Source organism: Microbispora oryzae (genome assembly GCF_017896165.1).
GTDB classification, from domain to species: Bacteria; Actinomycetota; Actinomycetes; order Streptosporangiales; family Streptosporangiaceae; genus Microbispora; species Microbispora oryzae.
In genome coordinates this window covers 148,507-159,115 of sequence record NZ_JAFCNB010000005.1, presented here as the reverse complement: position 1 = coordinate 159,115, position 10,609 = coordinate 148,507, and the positions used below count along the sequence as shown (strand labels likewise).

21 protein-coding genes are annotated in these 10,609 nt (G+C 72.2%); all 21 read left to right on the top strand.

The genetic code is table 11. The annotated features are described in order from the left end of the window. Positions 1-63: 63 nt before the first annotated feature. Positions 64-564 carry a hypothetical protein gene (locus JOL79_RS11670; RefSeq protein WP_210155779.1) on the top strand — a complete coding sequence of 167 codons (501 nt, stop codon included), beginning with the start codon at positions 64-66 and terminating at the stop codon, positions 562-564. Next, positions 557-1,210 carry a hypothetical protein gene (locus JOL79_RS11665; RefSeq protein WP_210155778.1) on the top strand — a complete coding sequence of 218 codons (654 nt, stop codon included), beginning with the start codon at positions 557-559 and terminating at the stop codon, positions 1,208-1,210. The genes JOL79_RS11670 and JOL79_RS11665 overlap by 8 nt, the downstream gene beginning before the upstream one ends. Beyond that, on the top strand, positions 1,203-1,772 hold the full coding sequence (locus tag JOL79_RS11660) for a hypothetical protein (protein WP_210155777.1): 570 nt from the start codon (positions 1,203-1,205) through the stop codon (positions 1,770-1,772). Before JOL79_RS11665 ends, JOL79_RS11660 begins: the two co-directional genes overlap by 8 nt. Beyond that, positions 1,765-2,430, top strand: coding sequence for a hypothetical protein (locus JOL79_RS11655; RefSeq protein ID WP_210155776.1), 666 nt, complete (start codon positions 1,765-1,767; stop codon positions 2,428-2,430). The genes JOL79_RS11660 and JOL79_RS11655 overlap by 8 nt, the downstream gene beginning before the upstream one ends. Further along, positions 2,427-2,948, top strand: a complete 522-nt coding sequence (locus JOL79_RS11650; protein ID WP_210155775.1) for a hypothetical protein — start codon at positions 2,427-2,429, stop codon at positions 2,946-2,948. Before JOL79_RS11655 ends, JOL79_RS11650 begins: the two co-directional genes overlap by 4 nt. Beyond that, positions 2,945-3,640 carry a hypothetical protein gene (locus tag JOL79_RS11645; RefSeq protein WP_210155774.1) on the top strand — a complete coding sequence of 232 codons (696 nt, stop codon included), beginning with the start codon at positions 2,945-2,947 and terminating at the stop codon, positions 3,638-3,640. The genes JOL79_RS11650 and JOL79_RS11645 overlap by 4 nt, the downstream gene beginning before the upstream one ends. Then, the gene (locus JOL79_RS11640) at positions 3,637-3,951 is read left to right on the top strand and encodes a LexA family protein (RefSeq protein ID WP_210155773.1); all 315 of its coding nucleotides are present in this window, start codon (positions 3,637-3,639) and stop codon (positions 3,949-3,951) included. Before JOL79_RS11645 ends, JOL79_RS11640 begins: the two co-directional genes overlap by 4 nt. After that, entirely contained in the window at positions 3,944-4,282 is a 339-nt protein-coding gene (locus tag JOL79_RS11635; protein WP_210155772.1) for a hypothetical protein, read from the top strand. The genes JOL79_RS11640 and JOL79_RS11635 overlap by 8 nt, the downstream gene beginning before the upstream one ends. Next, positions 4,282-5,427: a glutathionylspermidine synthase family protein gene (locus tag JOL79_RS11630; RefSeq protein ID WP_210155771.1), complete on the top strand. Its 1,146-nt coding sequence runs from the start codon at positions 4,282-4,284 to the stop codon at positions 5,425-5,427. Before JOL79_RS11635 ends, JOL79_RS11630 begins: the two co-directional genes overlap by 1 nt. A gap of 75 nt (positions 5,428-5,502) precedes the next feature. Then, positions 5,503-6,180, top strand: coding sequence for a hypothetical protein (locus JOL79_RS11625; protein ID WP_210155770.1), 678 nt, complete (start codon positions 5,503-5,505; stop codon positions 6,178-6,180). Then, on the top strand, positions 6,177-6,320 hold the full coding sequence (locus JOL79_RS11620; protein ID WP_210155769.1) for a hypothetical protein: 144 nt from the start codon (positions 6,177-6,179) through the stop codon (positions 6,318-6,320). Before JOL79_RS11625 ends, JOL79_RS11620 begins: the two co-directional genes overlap by 4 nt. A 33-nt stretch (positions 6,321-6,353) precedes the next feature. Then, positions 6,354-6,587 carry a hypothetical protein gene (locus tag JOL79_RS11615; RefSeq protein WP_210155768.1) on the top strand — a complete coding sequence of 78 codons (234 nt, stop codon included), beginning with the start codon at positions 6,354-6,356 and terminating at the stop codon, positions 6,585-6,587. Next, positions 6,580-7,026 carry a hypothetical protein gene (locus JOL79_RS11610; RefSeq protein WP_210155767.1) on the top strand — a complete coding sequence of 149 codons (447 nt, stop codon included), beginning with the start codon at positions 6,580-6,582 and terminating at the stop codon, positions 7,024-7,026. The genes JOL79_RS11615 and JOL79_RS11610 overlap by 8 nt, the downstream gene beginning before the upstream one ends. After that, a complete protein-coding gene (locus JOL79_RS11605) occupies positions 7,023-7,241 on the top strand; it encodes a hypothetical protein (RefSeq protein ID WP_210155766.1) in 219 nt (72 codons plus the stop codon). Before JOL79_RS11610 ends, JOL79_RS11605 begins: the two co-directional genes overlap by 4 nt. Next, positions 7,241-7,648, top strand: a complete 408-nt coding sequence (locus tag JOL79_RS11600) for a hypothetical protein (protein WP_210155765.1) — start codon at positions 7,241-7,243, stop codon at positions 7,646-7,648. Before JOL79_RS11605 ends, JOL79_RS11600 begins: the two co-directional genes overlap by 1 nt. Continuing rightward, positions 7,645-8,394 carry a hypothetical protein gene (locus JOL79_RS34975; protein WP_210155764.1) on the top strand — a complete coding sequence of 250 codons (750 nt, stop codon included), beginning with the start codon at positions 7,645-7,647 and terminating at the stop codon, positions 8,392-8,394. The genes JOL79_RS11600 and JOL79_RS34975 overlap by 4 nt, the downstream gene beginning before the upstream one ends. A 32-nt stretch (positions 8,395-8,426) precedes the next feature. Further along, complete coding sequence (locus tag JOL79_RS11590) at positions 8,427-8,588, top strand: hypothetical protein (RefSeq protein ID WP_210155763.1); 162 nt, start codon at positions 8,427-8,429, stop codon at positions 8,586-8,588. Further along, the gene (locus tag JOL79_RS11585) at positions 8,585-9,208 is read left to right on the top strand and encodes a winged helix-turn-helix domain-containing protein (protein WP_210155762.1); all 624 of its coding nucleotides are present in this window, start codon (positions 8,585-8,587) and stop codon (positions 9,206-9,208) included. Before JOL79_RS11590 ends, JOL79_RS11585 begins: the two co-directional genes overlap by 4 nt. Further along, on the top strand, positions 9,199-9,435 hold the full coding sequence (locus JOL79_RS11580) for a hypothetical protein (protein ID WP_210155761.1): 237 nt from the start codon (positions 9,199-9,201) through the stop codon (positions 9,433-9,435). Before JOL79_RS11585 ends, JOL79_RS11580 begins: the two co-directional genes overlap by 10 nt. Then, entirely contained in the window at positions 9,425-9,652 is a 228-nt protein-coding gene (locus JOL79_RS11575; RefSeq protein WP_210155760.1) for a hypothetical protein, read from the top strand. The genes JOL79_RS11580 and JOL79_RS11575 overlap by 11 nt, the downstream gene beginning before the upstream one ends. Continuing rightward, positions 9,652-10,584, top strand: coding sequence for a DUF5131 family protein (locus JOL79_RS11570; RefSeq protein WP_210155759.1), 933 nt, complete (start codon positions 9,652-9,654; stop codon positions 10,582-10,584). The genes JOL79_RS11575 and JOL79_RS11570 overlap by 1 nt, the downstream gene beginning before the upstream one ends. Positions 10,585-10,609: the final 25 nt, after the last annotated feature.

Here is a 10,609-nt window from a genome sequence, read left to right as displayed (position 1 = left end):
CGAGTGCACGGCGAGGACCCCGTGACCCACCAGCAGATCCCATGAGAGAGGAGTGGTGGATCGATGACCACCACCGTACCGGAGCAGGACGCCGCCGCCCAGGCGGCGGACCCCCGACACGAGTACATCCGGGGCCTGCGCGCCCTGGCCGACGCGCTGGAGAACCACCCCGAACTGCCGCTGCCCTACCAGGGGAGCCACCCCAACTACGGCCGCCTGTCCTTCCACTTCTTGAGCAGCGAGAACCCCCGCGCTGAGATGGCTGCCGCCCGCCGCGCGCTCGGGGTGCCGCTGGAGAAGGACGCCCGCGACGGCGACACGTACCTCGACCTCAAGGGCAACCTGCACGGCCTGTACTTCCTCTTGACGGCGTTCCGGAAGGACGTGTGCGAGCGGGTCGTGACCGGCACGCGTGAGGTCGAGATCGAGGAGCCCGACCCGGCCGCCGTCGCCTCCCTGCCGAAGGTCAAGACGACCGTGACCATCGAGGACGTCGAGTGGGTGTGCCACCCGATCCTCGCCGGCGCCGCCGCCGAGCAGGTCGAGGCGGTGACTCATGGCTGACACTCCCGTCTTCCAACCGAACGAGCGCGTTCGCGTCACCGTCGACGTCGCCGTGCATCACGCCTCCGACGGCGTGCTGCACGGCACGTACGGGACGCAGCAGAACCTGAACGAGCAGCTGCTGTCGATCGTGGTGACCGAGCCCGGCGTGACCGTGCAGCGGCTGGCTCCGGCCGACGGCGAGCCCCGCCCGGGTCAGATCTGGGCCGACCGCCACAACACCGAGTGGTACGCGTCCATGTCTGGATCCCGAGACGTCTGGCTGAACTGCTGGGACGGCCGGTCGCAGCACTGGCGCAACGTTCACACCGGCCCGACGGGGCCGATCACCCTGGTCCGCGACGTTCCGCCGCAGGCCGACGGCCCGCTCAAGGGCGACTGGACCTACCAGGAGGACGGCACGACGCGGGCCGTCGACCCGTCCGGGCAGGTCTGGGACCTCGGCCGCCATGTCACGGACGCGAACGGCGACCGCTGGCACTGGGCGGGCGGTTTCACGACGGAGACCCCTGACGAGAGCTACCAGCCGCTCATGACGCGCGACGACTGGTCGCGGCAGGACGTTCCCATCGGCCTCATCGCGTGGCCGGTCACCGCGTGCGGGCCGGACTGCCCGTGCGGGAAGGGAGTTGAGTCCCGTGGCTGAGATCAACCCGAGGGAAGCCCGCATCGCCGAGGAGACCGTCTCCGCGATCGACTTCACGTCCCGCATGCTCGGCGCTATCGAGGACGGCAACTGGTACTACGCCCGAGACAAGATGCGCCAGCTCCAGAACACGCTGGCTAACCTCGCCAGGCAGCTGGACCGCAACGACCAGCCGGCCGCTGGGCCTGGGGTCGCCGCGTACGTCACGCGGAACTCCCAGTCCTACCGGATCGGACGCGCCCTGTACGGCCAGGCCGAGAGCGGGGTGGTCAGCCAGGTGAGCCCGCTGGGGTCGGCCGAGGACGTCAACCAGCCGATCACGCCGGAGATTGCGGCTCACGTGCTGTTCCACCTCGGCGTGGACGGTGGATACCCGGCCTCAGGCTTCAAGAGCGCCCTGATGGGCGCGATCGCCCAGGCCGACATCGTGAATCGCGAGCTGCTCGCCCTCGGTTTCCCCGGCTACGTGGTCGCGTTCAACCTCGCCCAGATGACGGAGTACGGCACCCGGAAGCTTCAGGAGATCGCTGCCGAGCAGGGCGAGGCGGTGCGCGATGCCTGATCTGCGACTCCACGCTGACAAGTTCGGCGCTGAGGTCCGGCACGAAGTCGACTTCGACATCACCAGCGAAGTCATCATCGAGTCCAAGCCCGGCTCCTCGCGCCCGTTCACGATGCTCGCGACCCGCCTGCACCTCAGCTGGTACTGGACCGGCGACGAGTGGCGCCTCATGTGGTCCTTCCGCGGCCGCCGTTACCGCAAGACCACCGGCGACTGGTCGCCCCACGTGCAGGGCTTCATGAGCGACTGGGACATCGACCTCCCGGACTGGGTGCGACCCCTGATCGAGGCCAACGCCCCGACGGCGCCGCCCGTCGTGATCGTGGACCTGCCCGACGACGAGCCGGCGTGCCGGATCTGCGGCTGCACCGAGATGCAGGCATGCCCGGGCGGCTGCTGCTGGGTCCCCGATCCGGAGGGCAAGGGCGAGATCTGCTCGGCCCACTTCGTCGCGGCCGAGACGCTGATCGAGGGCCAGATCGTCAGCTTCATCGAGTGGCACGACGGAGATCCGGTCCGGATCCTCCGTGCGCCGACCCCGGCCGGGGAGGCGGTGGAGGCCGCCGTCCGCTACCAGGACGTGACTGCCCAGCGCCCCGCCGTCGACGTGCTCGTGGACCGGCACCACCTCGTCCTGCCTGTCGGCGGTGCCCGGTGACGGCCCCGGCCTCGCTCGCGGTCATGGTCGGGCAGCTCGACACCCTGGAGGGCGAGTTGCTGCTGGCCGGGGAGATCCTCCTGCGCGGCCTGGTGCCGTCGCCGGATCTGCTGGCCGAGGAGCGCCGCCTTCTCCAGCTCGTCTGCGACTTGAAGGACGAGGCGGACATGTGCCTCGCCCCCAGGTGCCGGGCGATCGGCGGGTGCTTCGAGCATGCCCGGTTGACGGGGCTGCGGCGCGCGGATCACGCCCAGGTGTGGGACGCGGCCGCCCGCGGGTGGGCGGCGGAGGTCCTGGTGCTGGACGGCGCGCGGCCGTGTCCGGTGTGCCGGTGCTCGGTGGTGATGGTCCAGCCCATGGAGGCGGACCAGCCGGCCCGGCGGATCAACCGGCCGGGGGAGACCTGGGTCCGCCTGGTGCCCCGCACGGCCTCGTCGACGCCCGCGGCGGGTGAGAGCCCCGGCTGTCCGGCCGACGCGGCTGCCCCGGACACCGCGGCGGAGGTGCCCTCGCGATGAAGCGCTCCCCGATGCCCCCTCGCCGCCAGCCGATGTCGCGCGGCTCGAAGCAGCTGTCCAGGAAGGCGCCGATCCGTTCGACGGGCGCGCCGAAGAGCGGCAAGACCACCGGCAAGAAATCGGCTGGGCCGCGGCCGCTGCCGGTGAAGGTCGTGGCCGCCGTCCGTGCCCGCTCCGGCGGGCTGTGCGAGATCGGGCTGGAGTGCGGCGGGCTGGCCCAGGCGGTGGAGCGGGCGCACCGCACGGGCAAGGGCGCCGGGGGGCCGGGGGGCCGGGGCCGAGCGGCGTCGAACTCGCCGTCGAACCTCATGGACGCGTGTAGGCGAGATCACGACCGGGTGGACCGGGCGAAGGTCACCGACGCGTACCTGCGGGGCCACAAGATCCACCGCCATGGCCTGGCCCGCCCGCACGAGGTGCCCGTGCTCCACGCCGGGTACGGCTGGGTGCTGCTCGATGACCACGGCGGGTGGCGCTCGGCGCCGGCCGCGGCGGTCCGCGGGGAGCACCTCCTGCCGGTCCTGCAGATCAGCCGGCGGGAGTACGACCTGGGCGAGACCGGCGCCGTGGACAGGGCGCTCGCCCGGTTCGGGCACCTCGACTGCGGCGGTCACAGCTTCCGCCTTGACGAGGTCCTCACATGCGCGTGCGGGGCCGAGCTGCTCGTCGTGACTCTCCTGGAGGCGGAATGAGCCTGACCCCGCCCTTGCGCGATCTGCTGCAGGCGATCGCCACGCACCTGAACACCCGGGACCGGGCGCCGACGGTGGCGCAGCTCGCGGTCCGGGTGAACCGCTGCCCGGGGGACGTGGCTCGGGACCTGGCGGTGCTGCAGGACCTCGGCTACATCGCCCGCGGCCGTACCAACCGGCGGGCGCTGCGGCTGCTCGTCCCGGTGCTGCAGGTCGTCCCGGTCGCCTGGTGCGACGCCTGCGGCCAGGACATGCCGGCGACCCACACCTGTGTCAGCCCCATCTCCTCGAAAGAAGACGACGATGGCTAAGGCCACCACCTCTCTCACCCTCACCACGCTGGCGGCCCTGTCGCTCGCCTGCGCGGCTACCGCGTGCTCCGACGACGGGCCCGACGTCACCGCGGACTGCGTGGTCAAGCAGGCCGACGGCTCCTACAAGCAGGTCGACGACGACTACTGCGACGACCACCACCACGGCGGCGGCAGCACGTTCGTGTGGATCTACGGCGGTTCCCACGGCAACGGAGGCCGCGTCACCGGCGGGTCGTTCACCCGGCCGGCGAACGCGAACATCACGAGCAGCTCCGGCAAGGTCATCTCCCGCGGTGGGTTCGGCGGCCGCGCCGGGGCCGGCTCCTGATGCGCCGCGTCACGGGCCAGCCCCGCCCCGACTGGGAGAAGACCATCGAGGCGCAGGGCCTCGGGTTTCACCGCAACGTCCCGCAGGGCGAGGGCAGGCCGTACTGGGATGAGTCAGTCCACTACGCCTTCACCCTGGGGCAGGTTGAGGACCTCGAGCTCGTCGTGAGCGAACTGCACGACATGTGCCTGCAGGCGGTCGACCACGTCGTGAAGACCCGCGGCTTCGCCGCGTACGGCATTCCCGAGTGGCTGTGGCGGCCGATCACCCGCTCGTGGGAGCGGCGCGACCCGCACCTGTTCGGCCGGTTCGACTTGTGCTACGACGGCACCGGCCACGCCAAGCTGCTGGAGTACAACGCCGACACCCCGACGAGCCTGGTCGAGAGCTCGGTGATCCAGTGGTACTGGAAGCAGGACGCGCACCCGGCCGCCGACCAGTGGAACTCCCTCCACGAGGCGCTGATCGGCCGGTGGCGCGAGATCCTCCGCCCCGGGACCATGCTGCATCTCGCGCACACCGACACCGACGAGGCCGGCGAGGACGCCCTGAACGTCGCCTACATGGCCGACGTCGCCTCCCAGGCCGGGCTCCAGGTTCGCCACCTGACCATGGAGGCCATCGGGTCCGACGGCCGCGGCTTCTACGACCTCGGCAACCACCCCATCGAGCACCTGTTCAAGCTCTACCCCTGGGAATGGGTCACCACCGAGGGGTTCGGCCGCGCCGCGGTCGACGCCCAGAGCGGCCAGCCCTGGGTTGAGCCGCTGTGGAAGATGCTGCTGTCGAACAAGGCGCTGCTTGCGGTGCTGTGGGAGCTGTACCCCGACCACCCGAACCTGCTGCCCGCCTACGTCGGCACCCCGCACGGCATGACGTCCTACATCGCTAAGCCGCTCCTCGGTCGCGAGGGCGCCGGCATGCGGATCGTCCAGCCCCACCAGGTCATTGAGACCGCCGGCCCGTACGGCGCGGAGGGCTACCTGTTCCAGGAGTTCTGGCCCCTGCCCGACGTCGATGGCTGGCACCCGGTCCTGGGCGCCTGGGTCGTCGGCGACACTCCGGCCGGGCTCGGTATCCGAGAGACCGCCGGCCTCATCACTGACGACACCTCCTCCTTCGTCCCGCACCTGATCCACGACTGATCACGCCCCGCCCCGCTGCTCTTCGGGGTTGAGCAGCGGGGCCCGACACCCATCCCAACTCCGATCGGAGACCTCGTGTCCGCCCTCAATTCACGGCCCTACGCCGACGTGGCCCACAGCGATTCCGCTATCCACCCGGCGGCCGCCGCCCAGTACCGCGAGCTGATCCAGCACGCCGAAAGCAAGCTCGCCGACCTGCTCCCCGAGGAGGCCCGCCTCGAGGGGAACCTGACCGCCTGCAGGGACGTCATCAGCGAGATCCGAAAGTCGATCGATCGGTACCGGGCCAAGCTCGGTGAGGACGTCATCGGCAAGCCCCACATGGAGCTCGTCGTCCCGCGCCCGGTCCTGATCGCCGTCGGGCAGGAGATGCCGCCGGTCCCGTTGAACTGCACCGGCTGCGGCGCGCTGCTGGCGATCCGCCACGACCAGGGGATCTGGTCCCACCGCGGGCGGGAGCTGCTCGGCGAGGGGTACATCTGCTGGCCGGGCCGGTCCGATTCCACGGTGGCCACGCCTCCCGCGCCGCAGCCGGCCACGGACTTGCGGGTCGCGGGCCCGGTTCCGGAACCGGGCGCGGCCTATCCGCCGGGCGCCGACTGCCCGGCCTGCGGCGACCCCATGGTGGCGGACCCGCAGCACGGACTGATCCACCAGGAGCAGGACGGGTGGGTGCGGGCGGGCGAGGAGTGCAAGCGCCGCCCGGCCGAGTCCACGGCCGTCCTGCCGCAGCTGCCGGACGCGACCCGGTGAGCACCATCCAGATCCCGTTGTGGGCGGCCGTGCTGGCCGCCCGCGCGGTTCACCTCCGAGGCGGCGCCCGGGCCGCGCTGGGCCGGCTGGCCCCGCGCCCCCGGGCGTACACCCCCAAGCACGCAAGGAGCACACGATGAGCCGCAAGCAGGCTGAGAGGGGCGGTGACGCGGATGCGTAACCTGACCGCTCTGATCGCCGGCGTCGAGGAGGACCTGGAGCACGCGGCCGCCCTGGACGTGGAGGCCGGTGTCGACTCCAGCGAGTGGGTCGAGGTCCGCCGGGTGGACCTGCAGGCGCTGCTGGAGGCGGCCCGCCAGCACTCCGGCTGCCACACGGGGTGGATCACCCTGGGGCCCGGCGCGCTGGAGGCGGTCCGCGAGCACATCGGGGGCGGCCGTGACTGAGCTCGGCGAGGCCCAGGCGGGCCGTGACCCGGATTCCTACGCCGAGCTGGCGGGCCGCGCCGCGGCGGGGGTGCCGCAGTACGTCTCGGCGCTGTGCCTGGGGGCGTTGGCCGGTGTGATCGTGCTGGCCGCCGTGCTCACCGGTTCGGTGGCGGTGATCGTGACCAGCTGCGTGATCGCCGGCGCCATGTGGGGCTGGGGCAGCGTGTACGGCATCAAATCCGCGCAGGAGCAGGCGACCGGCCGGGTTCGGGCGGCGGAGCAGCGGGCGGCGGACTGGCAGAACGCGGCGGCCCGCACGGAGGCCGAGCTGGCGCGTGTCGCCGGCGACATCGAGGGCCTGGCCGCCGACTGGGAGCGGCTGCACCCGGCGGTGCCGGGGGCGTGTGTCCGCCAGCTGCGGGAGCTGCTGGACACCCGGATGGGAGACGTCAGGTGAGGCAGATGCAGGGTCTGCACGGCGACGATGCCGCCGCGTGGTTCGCGGTGGCCGGCTGCTTCGCCGCCCTGATCATCCTGGTCATCATCGGGATGGGGGCGAGGGTTGCCCGGCAGGCGTGGAAGGCCCGCCGGTGCCAGAAGAAGACGGACGCGGCGTTCCGCGCGATCGTGGCCGCCGACCTCCACGACGTGTTCCCCCAGGAGATCGACTGATGTACGGGTCACGCATCTGGGGGTGGCTGACCACCCAGTCACACCTGGTCGAGGAGGTCGCCGATCTGCGGCGCCTCCTCGATGAGGCCGACGACCGCGCGGCCTGGGCGCACGCCGCCCTCGCTCGGGAGCGGGAGCGCGCCCTGGCGGTGCGACTCCCGGCGGATCTGACCGCGGAGGCTGAGGCGGCGTTGAGGTCCTCTCCGGCGGCGGCCGCCGATGAGCTGGACGCCGCGGCCCGGGTGCTGCGGGCCGGCTCTCCCGCGGTCACGGCCGCCGTGCGCGGGCCGCTGGCCGAATGGCTGGAAGACCACGCGGGTGATCATCAGGCGCGGGAGTGCATGTGGGTGCCCGACCACTGCCCGGCGGCTCGTACGGCCCGGGCTCTGAGGGGGGAGGCGCGATGACGGTCAAGCCGATGCCCGAGCCCCTGTCTAAGGCGTTGGCGATGCTGGTGGTCGGCCACACGCTGTCAGCGGTCGCTGATCACCTGCGGTGGCCTGTCGGCGCTGTCCGGAAGCTGGCTCTCGCGCAGCGCGGGTGGCTGATCGGCGAGGACAACCGGGTCAGCAGCCCCGGCAGGGTTCGGATCACCACCGTGCCGGACGGGGTGCACCGGGAGCATCTGGAGTGGGCGCAGCAGCTGCTCCAGGGCGCGCCCGCGCCGCGCCCGCCCGCCCGGGAGGTTCCGCCGCCGACGCGGCGCCCGGGCGTGGCAGCCACCCAGCCGGCTCCCGAGCCGGTGACCCCGGCTCCGCGTCGCGTGGCCGAGCTGGTCGACGTCCACCCTGAGCTACCGCCGGTCGACGAGCCTGCGGTGCCCGCAGTCCTGGCCGGGCTGATCGGCCCGGCTCCCGTGGCCGCGCCGCCGCCCGTCGAGGAGGCCGCGCCCGCCGCGAAGCCCGCGCGGCGTACGCGTCCGGCGCCGCAGGAAGACGTCCGGCCGGATCCGGAGCCGGTCACCGTGCCCGCGCCGCCGAAGCCTTCCGCGGCCGCCGAGCCTGCGGAGGAAGCGCCGGCCGAGCCGGAGGTGCCGACGAAGGACTGCGGGCGCTGCGGGGACCCCAAGCCCCACGCCGAGTTCTACCGATCCACGCAGACAGCTGACGGGCTGTCGCCGTGGTGCAAGGCATGTTTCCGGGCGGTCCGGTAGTGGCCGCCCCCCAGCTCCTCGAGGAGGATCCGATGTCCCGTTGGTACGGCCGCCACCGCCGCGGCGCGGCGCGGGAGCTGCGCGAGCTCAAACGCGAGGAGGCGATCGCGCGCAACCTCCGCACGATCTTCGAGCGGACCGCGGCCTTCCGCCGGCACCTTGCCCGGATCGACGACCCCCGGTTGGGCCGGTGAGCACGCCTCCGCCGGGCGTCCCGGAGCTGCGTATCGACCCGTCCGCCTACAAGGCGTGGATCGGCGCCGAGCCTCTCGCTCTGACGTCGAAGGAGTTTCAGCTGCTCGCCTTGTTGGCGGCGAACACCGGCCGGGTCGTCAGCCGGGACGAGATCAGCCAGAAGGTCTGGGGGGGCCGCCTGGCGCAAAAGTCGATCGACATGTGCCTTTCGACGTTGCGGCGCAGGCTTGGCGACTCGGGCAACGCCCCGGGCCACATCGAGACGGTGCGAGGCGTGGGCTACCGCCTGGAGTCGGCGGTGAGCGTCGCAGCCCCGGAGCCGCCGGTGTCCGGTGCTCGGCTGCGCGAGACCCTCACCGACTTGATCGACCGCATGCAGGAGCACATCCAGGCCCGGGCCAAGGAGCTCGCCGCCCCGGTGATCGAGGACGCGCAGCGCGCCGCAGGAGAGCGGGTCGCGGCCGCCGACCGGCGGCTGACCGCTGACCGGCAGCGGTGGGCCGACCTCGAGGCCGAACTCCGTCGGCAGATCCAGGCGCTCGAGCGCACCGTCGACCGGCTCCGCGGCGAACATCCGACCGCCCCGTCTTCACCACCTATCGAAGGGACATGCCAGTGAGCGACCGGTCGCTCGGCCGTGAGCGGGAGCAGGTCCGCCGCGGCAAGACCTACAAGCCGAAGAGGGACCGGGAGCCGGCCCGTGCGGTGTACTCCGCGGACGGAACTCGCGTCCTGGCCGTGCTCCACGGCCGTGACATCACCCCCGACGACGTGGCGCAGGCCTTGGCGTGCCTGCTGTCGGCGCCGAACCGCGCCCCGGAGATGGAGGCGCTCCGTGGCCAGTAGCGAGGCGCTCGCCGTCCGGCTGACCGGGACCGCGCGGCACCTGGAAGAGGTCGTGGCGGAGGCCGCGCGGGCCGAGTTCGCCGCCGAGCTGGCCGCGACGTTCGACGCGATGCGGCCCCGCACCATCGAGGGCGCCGCCGAGCGGGTGATGGACGAGACGCTGCAGATGGTCTCGCGGACGATCCGCAGGCTCGCCGGCGTGCCGGAGGTGCCCTGATGGGCGACAAGAGCAAGATCGAGTGGACCGATGCCACGTGGAACCCCGTGACCGGCTGCAAGAAGGTCAGCCCCGGGTGCGACCACTGCTACGCCGAAACCTTCGCCGAGCGCTGGCGCGGCACCCAGGGCCATTACTTCGAGAGCGGGTTCGACCTGACTCTCCGGCCGGAGCGGCTGGAGGAGCCGCTGAAGTGGCGGAAGCCGCGCCGGATCTTCGTCAACTCAATGAGTGATCTCTTCCACCCGGATGTCCCTGAGGACTTCATCGCCCAGGTGTGGACGGTCATGGAGAAGACGCCGCAGCACACGTATCAGATCTTGACCAAGAGGCACGCTCGCATGCGCTCCATCGTGCGGCGTATCGCGTGGCGCACCCCGACAGGCGAGGAGCGCACCCAGGGCGTGCGCGGCTCCGTGGCCTACGTGCAGCGCGACGAGATCCTCAACGACCACCTCGGTACCCCGCGCGTGCTGCCGAACGTCTGGCTGGGCGTCAGCGTGGAGACCCAGCAGTGGGCGGACACCCGCATCCCCGCGCTGCTCGACACCCCGGCCGCCGTCCGCAAGGACTCCGACGGCACGCCGTACTGCGGAACGCCGAGCGTGCTCGACTGGGTCGTCGCCGGCGGCGAATCCGGCCCCGGCGCGCGACCGCCGCACCCGGACTGGTTCCGCCAGCTCCGCGACCAGTGCGAGGGGCGCGCAGCGTTCCTGTTCAAGCAGTGGGGTGCCTGGAAACCGCGGCCGATCTACTCCACGGACGATCGCCACCACGTGGTCATGCCGGATGGACGCGACCGCGGAACGCCGTGGCCCGGGTGGGGCATCGACCAGCCCGACGCCGTCGTCATGGAGCGCGTTGGCAAGGGCGCCGCCGGGCGCGAGCTCGACGGCCGCACCTGGGACGAGTACCCGGTGGTGGTGCGCTGATGCAGATGTGCTGGGTTCCTGACCC

What these genes read in the sequence shown, in the direction of transcription:
- JOL79_RS11600 (WP_210155765.1), top strand. Translation starts at nt 7,241, where the DNA reads ATGTACGGGTCACGCATCTGGGGGTGGCTGACCACCCAGTCACACCTG.
- JOL79_RS11615 (WP_210155768.1), top strand. Translation starts at nt 6,354, where the DNA reads ATGCGTAACCTGACCGCTCTGATCGCCGGCGTCGAGGAGGACCTGGAG.
- JOL79_RS11670 (WP_210155779.1), top strand. Translation starts at nt 64, where the DNA reads ATGACCACCACCGTACCGGAGCAGGACGCCGCCGCCCAGGCGGCGGAC.
- JOL79_RS11630 (WP_210155771.1), top strand. Translation starts at nt 4,282, where the DNA reads ATGCGCCGCGTCACGGGCCAGCCCCGCCCCGACTGGGAGAAGACCATC.
- JOL79_RS11640 (WP_210155773.1), top strand. Translation starts at nt 3,637, where the DNA reads ATGAGCCTGACCCCGCCCTTGCGCGATCTGCTGCAGGCGATCGCCACG.
- JOL79_RS11590 (WP_210155763.1), top strand. Translation starts at nt 8,427, where the DNA reads ATGTCCCGTTGGTACGGCCGCCACCGCCGCGGCGCGGCGCGGGAGCTG.
- JOL79_RS11645 (WP_210155774.1), top strand. Translation starts at nt 2,945, where the DNA reads ATGAAGCGCTCCCCGATGCCCCCTCGCCGCCAGCCGATGTCGCGCGGC.
- JOL79_RS11655 (WP_210155776.1), top strand. Translation starts at nt 1,765, where the DNA reads ATGCCTGATCTGCGACTCCACGCTGACAAGTTCGGCGCTGAGGTCCGG.
- JOL79_RS34975 (WP_210155764.1), top strand. Translation starts at nt 7,645, where the DNA reads ATGACGGTCAAGCCGATGCCCGAGCCCCTGTCTAAGGCGTTGGCGATG.
- JOL79_RS11635 (WP_210155772.1), top strand. Translation starts at nt 3,944, where the DNA reads ATGGCTAAGGCCACCACCTCTCTCACCCTCACCACGCTGGCGGCCCTG.
- JOL79_RS11580 (WP_210155761.1), top strand. Translation starts at nt 9,199, where the DNA reads ATGCCAGTGAGCGACCGGTCGCTCGGCCGTGAGCGGGAGCAGGTCCGC.
- JOL79_RS11665 (WP_210155778.1), top strand. Translation starts at nt 557, where the DNA reads ATGGCTGACACTCCCGTCTTCCAACCGAACGAGCGCGTTCGCGTCACC.
- JOL79_RS11570 (WP_210155759.1), top strand. Translation starts at nt 9,652, where the DNA reads ATGGGCGACAAGAGCAAGATCGAGTGGACCGATGCCACGTGGAACCCC.